General features: G+C 64.1%; 18 protein-coding genes and 1 tRNA gene. 5 read left to right on the top strand and 14 right to left on the bottom strand.

Features of this window, described 5'->3' with window-relative positions:
- Positions 1-12 precede the first annotated feature (12 nt).
- A complete protein-coding gene (gene lepB, locus Verru16B_RS14485) occupies positions 13-1,389 on the top strand; it encodes a signal peptidase I (RefSeq protein WP_069962947.1) in 1,377 nt (458 codons plus the stop codon).
- 106 nt (positions 1,390-1,495) lie between these two features.
- Here the strand turns inward: lepB and Verru16B_RS14480 are convergent, their stop codons facing one another.
- The 9 genes from Verru16B_RS14480 to Verru16B_RS14440 form a co-directional block, all read right to left on the bottom strand.
- Positions 1,496-2,377, bottom strand: coding sequence for an alpha/beta fold hydrolase (locus Verru16B_RS14480; RefSeq protein ID WP_069962946.1), 882 nt, complete (start codon positions 2,375-2,377; stop codon positions 1,496-1,498).
- On the bottom strand, positions 2,371-3,408 hold the full coding sequence (locus tag Verru16B_RS14475) for a 3-oxoacyl-ACP synthase III (protein ID WP_069962945.1): 1,038 nt from the start codon (positions 3,406-3,408) through the stop codon (positions 2,371-2,373). The genes Verru16B_RS14480 and Verru16B_RS14475 overlap by 7 nt, the downstream gene beginning before the upstream one ends.
- The gene (locus Verru16B_RS14470; protein ID WP_069962944.1) at positions 3,405-4,223 is read right to left on the bottom strand and encodes an enoyl-ACP reductase FabI; all 819 of its coding nucleotides are present in this window, start codon (positions 4,221-4,223) and stop codon (positions 3,405-3,407) included. The genes Verru16B_RS14475 and Verru16B_RS14470 overlap by 4 nt, the downstream gene beginning before the upstream one ends.
- Complete coding sequence (locus tag Verru16B_RS14465) at positions 4,220-4,672, bottom strand: 3-hydroxyacyl-ACP dehydratase FabZ family protein (RefSeq protein ID WP_069962943.1); 453 nt, start codon at positions 4,670-4,672, stop codon at positions 4,220-4,222. Before Verru16B_RS14465 ends, Verru16B_RS14470 begins: the two co-directional genes overlap by 4 nt.
- Before the next feature lie 13 nt (positions 4,673-4,685).
- The gene (locus Verru16B_RS14460) at positions 4,686-6,137 is read right to left on the bottom strand and encodes a phytoene desaturase family protein (protein WP_069962942.1); all 1,452 of its coding nucleotides are present in this window, start codon (positions 6,135-6,137) and stop codon (positions 4,686-4,688) included.
- 41 nt (positions 6,138-6,178) lie between these two features.
- Positions 6,179-7,042: a sugar phosphate isomerase/epimerase family protein gene (locus Verru16B_RS14455; protein ID WP_069962941.1), complete on the bottom strand. Its 864-nt coding sequence runs from the start codon at positions 7,040-7,042 to the stop codon at positions 6,179-6,181.
- 25 nt (positions 7,043-7,067) lie between these two features.
- Positions 7,068-8,483, bottom strand: a complete 1,416-nt coding sequence (locus Verru16B_RS14450) for a phytoene desaturase family protein (RefSeq protein ID WP_069962940.1) — start codon at positions 8,481-8,483, stop codon at positions 7,068-7,070.
- Positions 8,484-8,588: 105 nt separating this feature from the next.
- Complete coding sequence (locus Verru16B_RS14445; RefSeq protein ID WP_069962939.1) at positions 8,589-8,843, bottom strand: acyl carrier protein; 255 nt, start codon at positions 8,841-8,843, stop codon at positions 8,589-8,591.
- A 16-nt stretch (positions 8,844-8,859) separates the two neighbouring features.
- The gene (locus tag Verru16B_RS14440; RefSeq protein WP_069962938.1) at positions 8,860-10,098 is read right to left on the bottom strand and encodes a beta-ketoacyl-[acyl-carrier-protein] synthase family protein; all 1,239 of its coding nucleotides are present in this window, start codon (positions 10,096-10,098) and stop codon (positions 8,860-8,862) included.
- Positions 10,099-10,169: 71 nt separating this feature from the next.
- Here Verru16B_RS14440 and galE point away from each other — a divergent pair, with 71 nt between their 5' ends.
- Entirely contained in the window at positions 10,170-11,162 is a 993-nt protein-coding gene (gene galE, locus Verru16B_RS14435) for a UDP-glucose 4-epimerase GalE (RefSeq protein ID WP_069962937.1), read from the top strand.
- An 80-nt stretch (positions 11,163-11,242) separates the two neighbouring features.
- Here the strand turns inward: galE and Verru16B_RS14430 are convergent, their stop codons facing one another.
- Complete coding sequence (locus Verru16B_RS14430) at positions 11,243-12,613, bottom strand: sigma-54-dependent transcriptional regulator (protein ID WP_083270373.1); 1,371 nt, start codon at positions 12,611-12,613, stop codon at positions 11,243-11,245.
- Positions 12,614-12,668: 55 nt separating this feature from the next.
- Here Verru16B_RS14430 and Verru16B_RS14425 point away from each other — a divergent pair, with 55 nt between their 5' ends.
- Positions 12,669-13,457 (top strand): site-2 protease family protein, encoded by a 789-nt coding sequence (locus Verru16B_RS14425; protein WP_083270372.1) that lies wholly within the window; start codon positions 12,669-12,671, stop codon positions 13,455-13,457.
- Positions 13,458-13,495: 38 nt separating this feature from the next.
- On the opposite strand, the gene Verru16B_RS14420 is transcribed toward Verru16B_RS14425, so the two are convergent.
- The 4 genes from Verru16B_RS14420 to Verru16B_RS14405 form a co-directional block, all read right to left on the bottom strand.
- Positions 13,496-13,571: transfer RNA gene (locus Verru16B_RS14420), tRNA-Ala, on the bottom strand.
- A 75-nt stretch (positions 13,572-13,646) separates the two neighbouring features.
- Positions 13,647-14,492, bottom strand: coding sequence for a TonB family protein (locus Verru16B_RS14415; RefSeq protein WP_069962935.1), 846 nt, complete (start codon positions 14,490-14,492; stop codon positions 13,647-13,649).
- 5 nt (positions 14,493-14,497) lie between these two features.
- Positions 14,498-14,923 (bottom strand): ExbD/TolR family protein, encoded by a 426-nt coding sequence (locus Verru16B_RS14410; RefSeq protein WP_069962934.1) that lies wholly within the window; start codon positions 14,921-14,923, stop codon positions 14,498-14,500.
- A gap of 7 nt (positions 14,924-14,930) precedes the next feature.
- Positions 14,931-15,638, bottom strand: coding sequence for a MotA/TolQ/ExbB proton channel family protein (locus Verru16B_RS14405; RefSeq protein ID WP_069962933.1), 708 nt, complete (start codon positions 15,636-15,638; stop codon positions 14,931-14,933).
- 116 nt (positions 15,639-15,754) lie between these two features.
- Between Verru16B_RS14405 and tmk the strand changes: the two genes are divergently transcribed.
- Together tmk and Verru16B_RS14395 are read left to right on the top strand one after the other, a co-directional pair.
- The gene (gene tmk, locus Verru16B_RS14400; protein WP_069962932.1) at positions 15,755-16,405 is read left to right on the top strand and encodes a dTMP kinase; all 651 of its coding nucleotides are present in this window, start codon (positions 15,755-15,757) and stop codon (positions 16,403-16,405) included.
- A gap of 21 nt (positions 16,406-16,426) precedes the next feature.
- Positions 16,427-17,419 (top strand): DNA polymerase III subunit gamma/tau, encoded by a 993-nt coding sequence (locus Verru16B_RS14395; RefSeq protein ID WP_069962931.1) that lies wholly within the window; start codon positions 16,427-16,429, stop codon positions 17,417-17,419.
- Positions 17,420-17,541: the final 122 nt, after the last annotated feature.

Raw genomic sequence — 17,541 nt, 5'->3', positions numbered from 1 at the left:
CCCCGACTCCCCGTGTTCGATTTCCTGCGCTCCGAGGACAGCAAGCTCCGCCGCAGCGCCGCCCAATGGCTGGAGATGGCCCAGCGGATCCACGATTACCGGCGCGACGAGCTGCCGGCAGGGCAGGGGCAGGGGCTTCTTGCCGACGCGGCGGCCGTGAAGGCGCTGGTGAAGCAGAAGGCGGGCGCCAAGGACCTCAAACCCGCGATCGCGAAGCTGGAAGGCACGATGCGCGCCTGTGGCGGTCGCGTTTATCCGACCGGCTCGATGGTGGAGAACGTCGAGTTTTTCCTCGTCGCGGCGATCGTGATTTTGGGCCTGCGGGCGTATTTCGTGCAGCCGTTCAAGATCCCGACGAATTCGATGTGGCCGAGCTACTACGGGATGACCTCGGAGATCTTCGAGCAAGGCGAGGAACCGGGGATGCTGCGCAAGGCGGCGCGACTGGTGGGCCTGGGGGCGGTCAACTACACGCTCAAGGCGCCGGCTGATGGCGAGGTGCTGGTGCCCATTTTCCGCAACGGATCACCGGCGTATACCGAGAAACCCGGCCGGAGCATGTTTGTTTTCCCGACGCAGATGCGGGAATACACAGTAATGGTTTCGGGCCAACCGGTGAAGCTCACCGTGCCAGCCGACTGGGCCCAGTCCGAATTCGGTTACGATGTCGTGGTGGAGAAGAAACTCTTCGGCGGCCGTCCCAGCGGGCTTTATCGCGCCGCCCAGGCCGCCAACGGCACCGCGGCACTCGAATCCTCGATGATGGTGGTCAACAGCGGCGGCCAGCGCGTGGAAGCCCGCGTGTTCTGGGTGCCGACCGGCAAGCAGGTCAAGAAAGGCGAGGATATCCTGTCTTTCGACATTCTCACCGGCGATCTGCTGTTCGTGGAGCGCGTCAGCTACAATTTCGTGGAGCCGAAGGTGGGCTCAGGCTTCGTATTCAAGACCGACCACATCAACAGCGTTGAGATGCAGGACGCCTCGGGCCGGCAGATCAGCCAGTATTACGTGAAGCGGCTTGTGGGCGTCCCGGGTGACACCCTGGAGATCCGCCCGCCGGTGCTTTACCGCAACGGCCAGCCGATCGAGGGTTCGGTGGCTTTTGGCAAGAATGCCCGCCGCGAGGACAAATATCCCGGTTACACCAACGCCGGCGGTGCCCAGTGGTCGCTGGGAGCCTTGGAAGGGGCCAGCGCCGCGCCTGGTACGGATGGATCACCGAAACAGGGCGTTCTGACCGTGCCGGAGAATTTCTATTTCGCCTTGGGTGACAATTCACCCCGCAGCAAAGATAGTCGTTACTGGGGTTACGTCCCGGAAAAGGACGTCGTGGGACGTCCGCTGTTCATCTATTATCCGCTGACCACGCGTTGGGGCCCGGCTAAGTAAGGCAGAGTCCAGCTAACCGTGGGTTCGGCACCTGATCCCTCAGAATGGGTCAATACGTGCACAATATAGATTATGTCTATAATACATTATCCTGAAATACAGCCCTTTAGCTTAGGATGTGGCGCTCGATCTGCGGGATGACGTTGTCGCGGGCATCTTCCATCAGATAGTGCCCTGCTTCAGTGAGATAGTCGGCTTTGGCGTTGGGCAGCGTTGCCTGCCAGCGGTCGAAATAGTGGCGGTTGAAACAGAAATCCTGCCCACCCCAAATGATGCGGACGGATTTTTCGGCGAGCACCGGCAGCGCGGCCTCGATCTTCGACAAGGCGATGTCGTTGGGGGCGCCGATCCCCTGTGGGATGTCGCGGACAAACCGGTGCGTGGCGATCCGGTTGGCCCAATTGTCGTAGGGAAACAGGAATCCCGCCTTCACGGCCGCCGGCAGCGGCTTGGTCACGGCCATCCAGGTGGCCGGCCAGGCAAACCCGTTGAAACCACGCACGGCGAGCTCCCCGATCAGCGGTATCCGGCAGAACCGGATCCGGGCCGGGACAACGGTGTCGGCAAAAGCCGCCGTGTTCAGGATGACCACCTTTCCCAGTTTCTCCGAACGCGGGAGCATCGTACCCAAGCCGATCGGCCCGCCCCAGTCGTGGACGATCAGGTGAACCTTCCGCAGGTTCAGCGAGTCGATCAACCGGCCGAGATTGGCGACATGGTTAGGTAGTGTGTAGTCGTAATCCTGCGGCTTGTCGGACAACCCGCAACCAAGATGATCCGGCACGATGCAGCGGATACGGCCGCGCAGACTCAGCACCACATTGCGGTAGAAAAATGACCAGGTCGGATTGCCGTGGACCATCAGGACGGCCTCGTCGCCCTGCCCTTCGTCCAGATAGCTCAGTTGGCCAAAACCGGTATCAAACCGCTTCGGTTCGAACGGATACAGCTCCTTGAGCCAGGCAGGAATCTGTGCGCCGGTTACCATTCGACGGCCAGCATGAGGCTGTTCAACCCGCTGCCGATGCCCAGCAGCGCGGCTTTCTGGCCGGACCGCAGGGCGCCCTGCTCCACGGCCAAGGCCAGGGTTGACGGCAAGGCGGCGGAGCCGGTGTTGCCGAGGGTTTCGAAACTCGAGAAATCCTTCACCAGGTCGAGGCCGACGGTCTCGTAGAGTTTCCGGCGGTGCATGGTGCCGACCTGGTGCGTGATGATCCGGTCGGGCGTCGACGGATTCCAGCCAGTCTCCTGCGCAAAGGCCTGCCAGGTGCGCTGTGCCACCTCCACGCCCGCCAGCAGCAGCTGCTCGGAATCGGTTTCCATCACGAGAGTGTCCCCCTCGCTGTCGCCCTGGCACAGCTCGCTGTGCTTGGTCGCGGCGATCACGCTGCCCGCCAGCAGGCGGTGTTTCGGCGCACCGGCCGGGAGCAGGTCCTCATGGCACACGATGGCCGCCACGGCGGCCGAGCCGATGGTGAGGTTGGCGAAGAAGGGCTTGATGGCGTTCCGGTCCATCGGCGTTTCGAGGAGGTGCTTGATCGTGCGGTCCACCAGCGGACGACCGTTTTCCCCCGAGACCACCATGCCGCACTTGATCTGGCCGGAATCAACCATCGCCGCGAGCGTCACGAGGCCGTTCAGGAACCCGAGGCAAGCGTTCGAAAGATCAAAGACCTGGCAGCGGTCTCCCAGCCCGATCTTGTGGTGCGCGAACGACGCGGTCGCCGGCTCCAACATGTCGCGGCACACAGCCGAGTGGATCAGTACCTCCATTTGCTCCGGCTGGAAACGAGATTGCTTGAGCACGTTCTTCCCGGCGGCGGCGCTGGCGTCGGAGGGCCGCGTGCCGGCCGGCCACATGCGGCGTTCCTTGATGCCGGTCATGAGCTCCAGGCGCCCGGCCGGCAGCTTCAGGCGGTCGTAGAGCGGCTTCAGCCGTTCCTCGATGGCGGCCGAGGTCCAGGCCTCGTCCGGCAGGGCCACGGCGAGGGATTCAATGCAGGCGTGAGAAAACTTCATTTGGCTTCCGGCCGCATGGCCAGCCGGATGACTTCCTTGTCGAAGTAGTTGCTCCCGAGCCCGGCGTCCACGACGAGTGTGGTGCCGTTCAAGCCGCTGCTGCGCTCGCTGAGGAGGAAGACCGCGACGTTGGCCACTTCGCGGGTCTCAAGGGCGCGTTTCCGGAACGTGAGTTTTTCGGCAAACAGATAGCTCTCCAGATAGCCCGGAATGCCGGCGGAGGCGCTCGTCTTCAGCGGGCCCGCCCCGACCACGTTGAAGCGGACCTCGGTGCCGGAGGCGCCGAAGGACTTCGCGAGGAAGCGCGAACACGATTCCAAGGCGGCCTTGATCGGGCCCATGTAGCCGTAGTTGTCGGGCGTCACCAGCAGCGACGAGATGCCGATGGTCACCACGGAGGCTCCTTTGGCCAGGTGAGGCTTGAAGGCCTCGGCGAGCTCCACGAGGGAGAAAGCCGAGATGGCCGTAGCCTGCAGGAAATCCTTCCGCTTGGTCTCGGCGAAGGTCTTGAAGCCCTCGCTGTAGTTGGCGAAGGCGATCGAGTGCACCAAGCCGTGCAGCGGGGCAAAGCCGGCACCCGCGACTTCCGCGGCCAGCTGGGCGCAGGCGCCCTCCTGCTCGGAGTCACAAATGAACACCGGCCGGCCGGCGAGCTGCGTCTCGAGGGACTTCTTCCGGGCCTCGGAGCGGACGGCGTAAACCACGCGGGCGCCCTGCTCCTCCAGCGCTTGGGCGATGAACCAGGCCACGCTCTTCTTGTTCGCCACGCCCTGGACGAGGAAGGTCTTGCCGGAAAGATTCAGGAAATCGCTCATGCCGTGGTGACCTGACCCTCGGGTTTCTTCCAGGCGACCGCGAACTCGACGTTCATGATCTTCTTGCCCTCGGGGTTCTTCATCAGGCCGGTGAGGAAGTGAAACTCGCCGATCGTCTCCTTGCGCTTCACCTCGATGATGACGGTGTCGCCCGGGTACACGGGCAGGCGGAAGCGGATGTCGGAAACCTTGCTGAGGAGCGGCACTCCCCCGCCCTGCCCGGCCGCACCCGCCATGAGTTTTGCCATCAGGCAGGCGCCGGTCTGGAAGACGGCTTCGCTCAAGAGCACGCCCGGCGTGATCGGGGCGTTGGGATAATGGCCCTTGTAGAAGTCCTCCTCGGCGCGCCAGGTGCGGCGGGCGACGAGGGTCTCACCCTCGTGGGAGACGATCTCGTCCACAAACAGGAAGGGCGGACGGTGCGGGATGAGTTTTTCGACTTCGGTCACGGGAAAAGGAGGATCAGGAGGTGGCGGGAACGGCGCCACGCTTGCGGGCCGTGACGAACTTGTCGACCTGGTTGGCGACAATCACGCCATAATTGATGGTGCCAAGCCAGCCCGACATGATGATGCCGACGGAGCCAGCGTGGTAGAGCCCGGGGAGCTGGTTGGGCAGGTCCATCGAGATCTTCAGGCCCTCGAACTTGGTGCCGAACGACGTGCCGTTCCAGTGCTTGGTGTAATACTCGATCGTGCGCGGCGTGGCGGCTTCCATCCAGTCGATCTTGCCGCGCACATCGGGGATGAATCGCTCCAGCGAGGCGATGGACTCGTCGATCAGGCGCTGCTTCTCGATCGCGTACTGCTCGTCGCTGAGCGCCTTCCAGTCTTCGTAGCGGGCGTTGATGGACACGACCACCGTGTAGCGGTCGCTGCCGGGCCGGGTGTCCGGGTAATACATCGAGAAGGTGCGGCTCGTCGTGTCGAGGGCCACCAGCTTCTCACTCGAGAACTTCGGCTCGTCGGAGGTGAAGACCAAGTCGCCGATGTGCGGCAGCGTCTCGCCCTTCTTGATGCCGAGGTACACCTGGCAGGAGCTGCTGTTCACGCGAACGGCCTTGGTCTGGGCGATGAAGTCGGGCGTGAAGTTTTCCTCGCCGCCGAGACGCAGGACCGTGTTCTTGATGTTGGAATTGGAAAGCACGGCGTCGCAGCGGATGGTGCGGCCATTGGCGACTACGCCGGTGACGACCTTCCGGCCGTCGCGTTCCTCGGTGAGGATCTTCTCAACCAGCACGTGTTTGCGGAGCTCGACGCCGTTCTGCTTCATCTGGGCGGCCATCTTCTTCACGAGGACGTCGGTGCCGCCCTGGAACGTGTAGACGCCCTTGCTCATGAAGTTGGAGAACACGATGCCGAACGTGATCGCCGGGTCGTCCATCGTGGACCCGTTGGCATAGGCGATGGGCTCCATCAGCAGGCGCTTCACGTCGTCCCGACCCGGGAAGTAGCGCTCGAACATCTGCCCCGTGGTCTCGGGGTTGTTGTCGTAGAAGTTCATCGCCCGCAGGTCGGTGAAGAAGCGCTCGACCGTCTCGGCCGGCACCTTGAAGGTCTCGACCAGCTGCCGGGTGAAGTCGTCGCGGTCGAAGGTCGTGTCGATCGAGAACTGCGGGTTGATGAACCGCACGCCCTTGAGTTGTACGATCGAGTCGGCGATGTCCTGACTCCAGTACTTGCGCACGGACTTGATCATGCCGATCGGGAAGCCGTGCAGGGAGATGTCGAAGATGTGCCCGCCCTTCCGAGTGAACCAGGTGGCGAGGCCGCCGAGCTGGTAATGGTGCTCCAGCAGCAGCACCTTGTGCCCGCATTTCGCGAGCACATTGGCGGCGGTCAGCCCGCCGAGTCCGCTGCCGATGACCACCACGTCGTAGTGGTCATCGATGTCTTTTAGCCAGTCGTAAGCCATGAAGGGGACACATGTGAATGAGCCCCCGGCCAAAGCGCAACTCAGAGTTTGAGGGCGCGCAGGTACTTAAGGCTGTCCGGGATACAAACGAGCGGCGTGGGAGTCTCGTCCTCGATCAGGTAGTGCTTTACGCCGATGTCCTGGGCGGCGCCGAGGACGGCGGGCCAGTCGATCTGGCCGGTGCCGACGGCGACATTGTCAATCGGCGGGGCCCCGCCGGTGGACAGGCCGGTCACGGCGCCCTTGCGGATATCCTTCACATGGAGAAGCGTCCAACGGGTCGGGTGCTTCTTGAGCAGGGCGGCGGGATCGACCCCGGCGTGGAAGACCCAGAAGACGTCCATCTCGAAGCTGACGTGGTCGGGATTGGTCTTTTCGACCATGAGGTCGAAGGCCGTCTTGCCGCCCTCGCTGGAGAAGGGGACGAACTCGTAGCCGTGCGGGTGGTAGCCGTAGGTGATACCCTCGGCACGGAAGGCCGCGCCCCATTTGTTGAAATTGGCGATGGCCTGGTGCGTGAGCTCGGCGGTCAGGCCCTCCTTCCCGTGCGGGATCCAGGCGGTCATGACGTATTTGGCGCCGAGGATCTTGGCCGTATTGATGGCGCCAGCCAGGTCCTTGTTCAGGTCATCATAGCCGATGTGGGCCGAAACGGCCTTGAGACCGCGGTCGTTGAGCAGCTGGAGGAACTGCTCGGCGGTGTAGCTGCCGAGGCCGGCGGTCTCGACCTCGGTGAGGCCCTGCGCCTTCACCCAGTCGAGGGCGGCGGGGATATCGGCCTTCATCTGGTCGCGCAGGCTCCAGAGCTGGAGCCCGAGGTGTTGCTTGTAGGCTTCGCTGGCACCGGCCGCGGCGGCCAGAGTCACAAGCGAAGCAAGGAGAACGATCCAACGAGGGGTTTTCATAGGGGTCCCCAAGTGATCCCCAGCCTCAGCCCTTTTGCAAGATGTGATAATTCGCCATCGAGATGCCGCTGAGCATCGCCCCGATGATGCCGAGGAATCCCTGATCCGTGCCGCAGAGGTAGAGGTTGCTCAGGTGTGTCCGGCCGTCCTTCACCTTGCGCGGCGCTCCGTAGATGGCGCCGTTGAGGTGGCCGGTGTACTTCCGCACCGTGCGCGGCGTGAACATGTCGGTCGTGACGAGATTCTCCGCGAGCACGGCATCGGCGACGGGCGGCAGGAAGCGGCGGGCGCTGTGTTGCATACCCTCGAGCCAGTGCGCCTTGGCCGCCCGGTAGTCGGGTTCAGCCAGGGCGGCCCACTGGGCGTAGTTGGCCAGGCAGGTGACGCGGAAGATCCCTTCCGGCAATTGGCCGTCCGCGTAGTCGAAGTTATTGGGAAAACAAATGACCCCGCTGCGCGGATCGACCAAGTCGGTGGCCGCGGCGTAGTCGAAGCGGTCGGAGTCGTTGAAGAAGACGATCGTGTCGTCGCCCCAGCCCCACGCGGCCGGGGCCTGCTTGAAAATAGCGATCGTCTCTACGAACGAGAGGGCCCCGGTGTTGCCGGCCGCCTCGACCGGATGGGCCGGCTCGCAGGCCTGCATGGTCTCGGGGTAACCCATGGAGGAGATCACGTGGTCGGCCGTAATCTCGGAACCGTCATCGAGGACGATCGCGGCCGCCCTGCCCTCGCGCTCGATGATCCGCGTCACGCCGCACTTCATCCGGCGCTCGCCGCCGGCCTGGCGGTATTTGTCCAACAGCACCCGCAGGATCACCCGCACGCCGTCGAGCGGGCGGGCGAAACCCTCGAGAAAGAGCGCCTTGAACATGATCACGAACTGGCCGAACTCCATGTCGCGCTCCTGGGCGCTGCCGTAGTACATCACCGGGCAGAAAATCAGGTCGGTCAGCAGCGGATCGGTCAGGTGGCGGGCCACGACGGCACGGGCCGACACCGGCTGGGCGTCGAGGGCCACATCGTCGTAGGTGCGCACGAGCTGCACGAGGGAGCGCCAGCCGTCGGCCTGGCCGGGGAACTTGGCCACCACCTCGGCGTCGAGTACGGCGAAGTCATTGGTGAATTTCAGGTCGCAGTCGCGGAAGGCGACCCGCGAGCGCTTCTGCGGGGACAGGGCGAACTCCTCGCGGTCGATGCGCAGCTGGCGCAGCAGCTTGCCCAAGGGCGTGCCCTTCACGCCCGGAGGCACGTAGTTGGTCAGCGCGTGCAGGCCGACATCATACTTGCGCCCCGCGATGCTGTAGAAGCCGTTAAGGCCGCCGGGCGCGTTGTGGCGCTCGAAGATGCAGACCTTCTTGCCGAAGTGCGCCAGGCGGATGCCCGCGGCGAGTCCGGACATACCGGCGCCGATGATGACGGCATCGTAATGGGAGTCTTTCATGCGGCGCGGCAGTTCTTGGGCGGGGTTTCCTCACTCCGCCAGCCCAATGTCCATGAAAAAGGCGGGGTGCGATGACCCCGCCGGACAAAGGCAAAAACCGAATCCTCAGGCCTTGGCCTGGAACTTCGGGGTCAGGTACTCGGCGCAGCTGTCGAGCGAGGCGAGCTGCATGTAGTCGGCCTCGGGGACCTCGATGCCATGGCGCTTGCGCAATTCCATGACGATATCGAGAAAGTCCATCGAATCGAGCTGCAGCTGGTCACGCAGACGCACATCGGGCTTCACAGCCGTGACGTCCTCGTCAGGAGCGATGTCGGAAATGATGTCGATAACCAGCTTGCGGCATTCGTCTTTCGTCATGGTGCTTGGGTGGGGGTCAGGAGCGGAAACGCTTGATGATCAAAGTGGAGTTAATTCCCAACATGCCAAATGAATTATTCAGGATGGCGTCAACGCGTTTGACGGACCGGGGTTGGTTGATCACGAGGCCAGGTATATCACATTGGGGATCAAGCTCATCCACATTGATCGTGGGATGCACGACCAGGTCGTCAAAGCTCGGCAGGTTGCCCGCCAGTTCCAGGGCGCCGGCGGCTCCCATGCAGTGACCGATGAAACTCTTGGTGTTGTTGATGGCTGCAGGTTCCTTGCGTTTGCTGAAAGCGGCGGCGATGGCGTGGCATTCCTGGATGTCACCCTGCGGGGTCGAGGTCGCGTGGGTGTTGACGATGTCGATGTCGTCGACGGTCATCCGGGCGTTGAGCAGGGCCTTCTCCACGCACTGGGCCTGGCGCTCGGGATTGGGCAGCACGTAGTCGGTGGCGTCGGAATTCACGCAGTAGCCCGCGATCTCGCCGTAGATCTTCGCGCCGCGGGCCAGGGCGTCCTCGAGCCGCTCGAGGGTGTAGATGCAGCCGCCCTCGGAGATGACGATGCCGTTGCGCGCCTTGTCGAACGGGCGGCTGGCCTTCGTGGGATCGGCGTGGCTGGCGAGGGCGTTCTGGCTCTTGAAACCGGCAAAAATGCCGAAGGTCTGCGGGCTTTCGCTGACGCCGCCCGCGATGGCGAGGTCGACTTCCCCGAGGCGCAGCATCTGCGCGGCGTGGATCAGGCCCATGTTGCCGGCGGCGCAGGCCGCGCCGATCGTGTAGGCCGGGCCGGTGGTGCCGAGGTTCAGGGACACCTCGCCCGCCGGGCTGTTGGCCACGGTCCGGGGGTTGTGGTGATGCGTCCAGAACTTCGTGTCGTAGTTGAACTGGGAGATGTTGTAGACCTCGTTCTCGGTCTCGACGTTGCCGTGCTCCGTGATGCCGAGGTAAACGCCGACCATGCTCTTGTCGCGGGTGTCGAGGGCGATGCCGGAGTCCGCGATGGCCTCGCGGGCGCAATAGATGCTGATGCTGCCGGCCCGGGTGCCGATACGGACATCCTTCTTTTTCTGGTGCTTGTACGGGTCGAACTTGCAAAGGCCCGCCGGCCACTTGCCCATGTACCGCACCTCGGTAGTGGTGATGCCCGATACGCCGTTCAGCAGATTGTGCCGAAACTCAGCCAGATTGTTGCCGTTCGGGGCGGTGAGGCCGAGGCCGGTGATGACGATGCGGGTTTGCTTCATGGCGCGGTGGGAACGGTCAAAACAGAATTGCCTAGCCTTTGGAAAGTTAAAATCAATAACTCTCTCCCTCCATGAAAGTCCTCGTCGCTGGCGGAGCAGGTTATATCGGCAGTCACTGCGTGAAACAGCTCCTGGCTGCGGGCCACGAGCCCGTGGTGCTCGACAACCTCGTCTACGGCCACCGCGCCGCCGTCGCCCCGGCCATCCGCTTCCATGAGGTGAACCTCGGCGACAAGGCCGCGATCGACCGCGTGCTGGCCGCCGAGCGGCCTGACGTTGTCATGCATTTTGCCGCCTTTGCGTACGTCGGTGAGTCGGTGACGGACCCTCTCAAGTATTACCACAACAACGTGGCGGCCACGCTCAACCTACTGGATAGCATGCTCCGGCATGGCGTGCGCAAATTCGTGTTTTCCTCGACCTGCGCCACCTACGGCATTCCCGACCGGATGCCGATCACCGAGGCGTTGCTGCAGCGCCCGATCAATCCCTACGGCCAGACCAAGCTGGACGTGGAGAACATGCTGAAATCCCTCGCCCCCGCCACTGGGCTGAGCTTCGCGGCCTTCCGCTACTTCAACGCGGCTGGCGCCGCCGAGGACGGGTCCATCGGCGAGGACCACACCCCGGAGTCCCATCTGATCCCGTTGGCAATCGGCGCCGCGCAGGGGCTACGGCCGGAGCTCCAGATCTTCGGCAACGACTACCCCACCCCGGACGGCACCTGCCTGCGCGATTATGTCCACGTGGATGACCTGAGCCGCGCCCATATCGCCGCCTTCCCGCTGCTCGAGACCGCCGGGGCTCAGCACTTCTACAATCTGGGCACGGGCACGCCGACCTCCGTGCTGGAGGTCATCCAGGCCGTCGAGAAGGTGTCCGGCCTCAAGGTCCCCGCCAAATTTGCCCCGCGCCGCGCCGGTGATCCGCCCGCCCTGTATGCCGATGCCACGAAGGCTCGGACCGAGTTGGGCTGGACGCCGCGCTTTCAGACCATCCAGCCGATTGTCGAGACCGCGTGGCGCTGGCACCAGGCCAAGCCGAAGGGTTACGGGGACCGGTAAAGCAGCCTGCGTCCACCGTTGGCGTGGAAGTGAGTTCCCGCATACCAACCCGCCCGGAGGTCGGGTTCCACCTGGCCGACTTACTCGGTTTTCTTGGCCCGCTTTTTCGGGGCGGCCTTGGCGGCCGCGCCCTCGGGCAGGCGTGATTCCATGGCCTCGACCAGCGTGGCCAATTCTTCGCCCGGATGCTGGGCGCGCAGCGCCTTGGCCAACCGGTCGTAGAGGGGCGTGAGGGATTCACCGATGACGGGCGTGCTGGCATTCGGCTCACGCACCTCGTCGGGCAGGTCCTTCGGCAGGATGGTGTCGCCGGTCGCGGCGACGGCGCTGCGGTAGACGACATTCTCAAGTTCGCGGACGTTGCCGGGCCAGGGATAGGCGTTGAGCAGGGCGAGTGCCTCGGGGGCGACCTTGCGAGCCTTGACCTTTTTCGCCTTGGCCAGGTTCTGCACAAAGAAATCCACGATCTGGGGCACGTCCTCCGTGCGCTCGCGCAGCGGGGGCAATTTCACGCGCACGACGTTCAGCCGGTAATAGAGATCCTCGCGGAACTTCTTTTCGCGGACGAGGGCCTCGAGGTCCTTGTTGGTGGCGGCGACCACGCGGACGTTCACCTTGATGGTGTCCACGCCGCCGACGCGCTGGATGTCACCCTCCTGCAGGACGCGCAGGATCTTGGTCTGCGTGGTCGGCGTCATGTCGCCGATTTCGTCGAGGAAGATGGTGCCGCCGTCGCACTGCTCGAACTTGCCGAGGCGCTGGGCGGTGGCGCCGGTGAACGAGCCGCGCTCGTGGCCGAAGAGTTCGCTCTCGATCAGGTTCTCGGGGATGGCCGCGCAGTTGACCGCCACGTAGGGCTTGCCGGCGCGGTGGCTGTGGCGGTGGAGGCTGCGAGCGACCAGTTCCTTGCCGGTGCCGCTCTCGCCGGTGATCATCACCGAGGCGTCGCTGGCGGCGAACTGGCCGATGATCTTGAAGACCTGCTGCATGGCGCCCGAGGCGCCGACGATGCCCTCCTTGTGCTCGTCGGTGTTGATGACGGGCTTGTAGCCGGCGGCGGACTTGCTGTCGGCCTGGGTGCGCAGGGCGCTCTCGACCAGGGCCAGCAGCTTGGGCGGATCGAAGGGCTTCACCACGTAATCGAAGGCGCCGAACTTCATGGCCTCGATCGCGGTCTGCGCCGTGCCGAAGGCTGTCATAAAGATGATGAGCTGCTTCGGATTGGCGGCGCGGATATGCTGCAGGGTCTCCAGGCCGGACATGCCGGTCATGCGGTTGTCGAGCAGCACCACGTCGGGCGCCTGCTTTTTCACCGCCGCGACCCCCGCCTCACCACTCGGGGCCTCCTCCACTTCATAGTGTTGCGAGGAAAGCACGCGATTCAACGAGTAGCGCACCTCGTTGTCGTCATCGATGACGAGGATGCGGGGGACTGGAACGGCTTCGGGCATCAGTGGTCGTGAATAGTATGTGCGCTTACGGGAAAGACGGTTCTACTTACCGCCCATGCTAGGCTGGTCAATTAACTTGTTTCGCGTCTTCGGCATCCAACTCGCGGTTCATGCGAGTTTTGGACTGTTGCTGGCCTACTACGGCTGGCAGGGCTGGCAGTATGGCGGCCTGATCGGCATGCTGTGGAGTGTCGCCTTGATCGTGCTCTTTTTCGGGTGCGTCGTGCTGCACGAACTGGGGCACTCGCTGACGGCGCGGCGCTACGGCGTGCGCGTGCCGCGCATCCTGCTGCTGCCGATCGGAGGCATGGCGGAGATGGAACAGATCCCGCGCCGGCCGGCGGCCGAACTGCTGATCACCGTCGCCGGTCCGGCAGTTAATTTTGCCCTCGTCCTGCTGCTGTTACCCTTGGTTTGGCAACCCCTACTCGGCCAGGTTCCGGTCATGGAATTCTCCGCCACGGACATGCTCGTCCAACTGTGGTGGGGCAACCTGGTGATGGGCACCTTCAACCTGCTGCCGGTTTTCCCCATGGACGGTGGACGCATCTTCCGGGCGCTCCTCGCCATGCGCCTGCCCTACATGCGAGCCAGTTGGTGGGCAGTCCAGGTGGGCCGGGTCTTGGCCCTGGTCTTCGCGGGAGTGGCCGTATTCGTCTACGACAGCCCGCTCGCCGGGGTGCTGTTCGTGTTCATCTTCATGGCGGCGGGGACGGAATACCGCAATTTGCTGCGGCGTGAGCAGGAAGATGCCTATTGGGCGGAGGTGGCGCGACGGGCGACCCCGGTGACGCCGCTTGAGGCCGATCCCCTGCCCCCGCTGCTGCCGCAACGCCCGGATTGAAAACAAGAAAGCCACCCCGGAGGGTGGCTTTCTTAAAGTGGTGGACCCTAGCGGGTTCGAACCGCTGACCTCCTCAATGCCATTGAGGCGCTCTACCAACTGAGCTAAGAGCCCGTGCGAAGGGCCTAAAAGGGGTTTTTGCGGATCAAACGCAAGGAATTTTTCGCAACGAGATGCACCGGTGCCAAATCAGGCCTCATCGCGCATCTTGAAGGTCACCGTCCAGCTGTCCGGCCGGCGGTTCGGGGTCGGGCCAATTGAGCGCATGCGAAGGAAAGCTTCCAGCACGGACTGGTCGAAAGCCTTGTCCCCCGAGGATTTCGTAATCCGGGGATTCAGGATGGCGCCGCTGGCCGTAATGTCGAAGGTCACCTTGGTCTCCAGCCGGTCGCTAACCCCCGGCGGCGGCTCGTGTGCCTTCTTCAGTTCCTGAATCAGGAGGGAAATGTAGGTATCCATCTGGTTTTGCTGCTCGCGGGTCATGGCCTTGCCCCCGCCCCCGCCCCTCGTGTTGGCCGTAGAGCCGCCTTTCACGCCGGCGGCGATCCCGGTCGCATCCACCTTCGGGACCTTGGCTGACCGGAGGGTCGTCTTGGCGGGAGCCGACTGCTTGGGCGTGGGATGTTTCTTGAGGTAGTCCTGATAGGAGAGCTTCTGCGCCTTTTTCACTTCCTTGGTCAGCGAGGTATCCGGCTTGGGCTTGTCCGGGGCCTTCGGTTTCACTTTTTCCGGGGGCGGCGGGGTCACCTCGGCGGGCTCCGGTTTGGTTTGCACCACCGGCTCGGGCTCCGGATCGGGCATGGTGGGCACCAACTCGACCTTGGGTACCTCCAGCGTGATCTTCTTGGTGGTGTTGCCGAGCGCAGGCGCCACCAGTTCGTCGGGCGCGGTGGCATCCCCCGCCACTAGCTCGAAGATCACCGGCTGTTCCTTGAGCCGCTGGGTGAAGACGTAGGTCGTCCCGAGGATCGCCGCCACGAACAGCGCGTGCAGCGTGAAGGACAGCAGGAGCGAACTGGGGGAATTCGCGCGCATCGGGCTCAGTTGGCCTCGGTGTCGAACGTGATTTTGGTGAGGTTGTGCCGCTTGACCTCGTCCATGACGCGGACGACCTGCTGCCACTGGAGCGTGAGGTCGGCGCGGATGCGGATCACCGGCTGCTTGGACTTGGCCGCCTCCGCCATGAGTTGGCGGGAAATCTCGGGCAGGGACATGCGCTCGCTGCCGTAATAATAGTTACCCGAGCGGTCGATGGAGATGGCGACGAAGGTGGTGTCCGACGGCGGCTTTTGCTGCTCGCGCTTCGACTCGCCCGGCAGGTTGACCGGGATCGTCTGCTCCTGCTGGATCAGCGGGGTCGCGATCATGAAGATGATCAGCAGCGTGAACGCCACGTCGATCAGGTTCGTGACGTTGAGCTCCGAGATCGGATGCGTCTGCCGCTGGCGTTTGAAGGTGCGGGCCATGGCCGGGTTATTTCTGCATCTCCAGCTCGATGCGGTCGGCCAGGCTGCTGGCGTAGTTCTCGATCTCCGTCATCATCGTCTTCGTGGTGTTGAAGAGCACGTTGTAGCCGATGACCGACGGGATCGCGACGACCAGGCCGGCGATGGTGGTGAGGAGCGCGGCGGAAACACCGGGCGCGAGGGTCTGGATGCTGGCGGTCTGCATCACCGAGACGGCGCTGAAGGCCTCCATCACGCCCCAGACGGTACCGAGCAGGCCCATGAAGGGCGCGACGGTAACCATGGTGGCGAGCCAGACCATGCTCTCCTCGTAACGCAGGGCCTGGCGGGCCAGCGCGCGCTGGATGGCGTTTTCGGCGTGCTCGAGACGGGCGTGCAGGCTGTCGTCGCCCTTCTCCTTGCCGATGGCGGCGGCGCGCCAGTAGGACTCGATCGCCTCCGCCAGCAGGTCGGCGTACGGGATGGAGCGCTTGTTCCGGAAGGATTCGGGCAGATCGAGCAGCTTGCGCTCCTCGCGCAGGCGCTGGTCGAAGGCGTGGTTGAGGCGGCGAAGCTGCTTCAGTTCGTTGCGTTTGCCGAGCATCACCGACCAGGCGAAGATGCTGGAGATCATCAGCAGGGTCGTGATCACCTGGCCGACCAGGTCACACTGCATGAACACCTGGACGATGTTGACGGTGGCAAAAAGGGGAGAGTCCGGAAGCAGGCTCAGCATGGTGGGGCAGTGTTGGCGTGTTTGCGGGGCGCAATCAACGTCAATTCGGAAGACCGCGCCGGTTAAATCTGGTTGCGCGAAATCACCCGGCGAGGTTGCCTATCCGTCTCTCCCCCATGCCTTCCAAATCCAAGCAACCGGCCGGCAAGCTCATCTCCTTCGAGGGCTCCGAGGGCAGCGGCAAATCGACCCAGATTGCCCGCCTCGCCGCCCACCTGCAGCAGGCCGGTCGCGAGGTCGTCGCCACCCGCGAACCCGGTGGCACCGAGATCGGCGAGCAGATCCGCAATATCATCGTCCATAATTCCAAGGGCGACGAGATGTGCCCCGAGACCGAGCTACTCCTTTTCACCGCCGCCCGGGCCCAGGTGGTCCGCGAGGTCATCGTCCCCGCTCTCACCCGCGGCGCCGTCGTGCTGAGCGACCGCTTCCTCGATTCCTCCACCGTCTACCAGGGGATCGCCCGCAACCTGGCCGCCGGTCCGGTGAGCGAGATCAACCGCTTCGCCGTGGGCCCGGTCATGCCTGACCTGACTATCGTCATCGACGTCCCCACCGAGGTCAGCCTGCAGCGGGTGCGCCAGCGCGCCTCCGACCTGCCCGATCGCATGGAGCGGGAGAACATCACGTTCTACAAGAAGGTCCGTGAAGGCTACCTGCTCCTGGCCCAGCAGTGGCCGGATCGCGTCGTCGTCCTCGACGGCACCCAGACGCCCGACGAAATCGACCGTCAGGTGTGGGCCATCGTCCAAAAGCGTCTGGGTTAACGCCCCTTCCGGTTTTTCCTGATGCCCCCCTCCGCCGAATCGCTGCCCTGGCCCCCTGCCCTCCTCGGGACGCCCACGGTCGCCGTCATCGAACGGGCCATCCAGCGCCAGCGCCTCGCCCACAGCCTGCTGCTGCATGGGGAGAACCTCAGTACCCTCGCGACCGTCGCCCATGCGATCGCCGACCGGCTGCTCAACGACCCCCGGGACGGGACCCAGTATTTCAGCCCGAAACAGCACCCCGACTTCCTCGCCCTGCGCCCCGCCGGCAAATCCCGCCAGATCGGCGCCGAGGTCACCCGCGAGTCGATTGGACGCATCCAGATCTCCCCGCAGATCTCCCGGCGCAAGGTGCTCGTGATCTATGAGGCGGACCGGATGAACCTGTCCGCCGCCAACATCTTCCTCAAGACCCTCGAGGAGCCCACGGCCAGCACGACCATCCTGTTGCTGACCACCCGCCCCTACTCGCTTCTGCCAACGATCCGCAGTCGCTGCCTGCACTTCCGCTTTACCGACGCCGGCCATGAGGCCTTGGCTGATGCCGAGGAATCCATCCGCGAACTCTGGAAAAGCACCCTGGCCGACTACGCCACCTGGCTGGGCCAGCTCGCCGCCGGGCAGACCGACAAGAGGATGGTCGCCGACCAGGTTCTGGCGGTCTACGGCCTGATCACCCGGTTCAATGCCGTGCTGTCCGCCGCCACCGATCAGATTTGGAAGCAGCAGAAGGCCAAGCTGCCCGACGAGCTCGACGACGACGAGCAGGCCGCCATCGAGACCGGCATTGCCAACGGCATTCGGAGCAAGCTTTTCGCCGAGATCGAGCATGCCACTCGGAATCACGCCCAGCAGCGCCTGCTGGAGGGCGACGAGTCCGCCCGCCGTATTCTCGTCGCGGCCATTGGGCAGCTCGAGCACGACAGCGGCCTGCTCCGTCTCAATCTCAACGAGTCGGCCGCCCTGGAGAATTTCCTTCTGTCTTCGCTGCGCATCTGGGCCCGGGCCAAGTAGGGCCGGTCTCCGACCGGCCCCTCCCCCCGCAGGCGAGGGTAAGACGGCCTGCCCGGTGGAGCCGCAGCCCTAGCGCCGGTAATTCAGCTTTACTCCCCGGCCCGTTGGCTGTGAGTGCTCCG

Origin of the sequence: Lacunisphaera limnophila (genome assembly GCF_001746835.1) — a bacterium.
Classification (GTDB): domain Bacteria; phylum Verrucomicrobiota; class Verrucomicrobiia; order Opitutales; family Opitutaceae; genus Lacunisphaera; species Lacunisphaera limnophila.
This window is presented reverse-complemented; position numbering and strand designations above follow the sequence as displayed.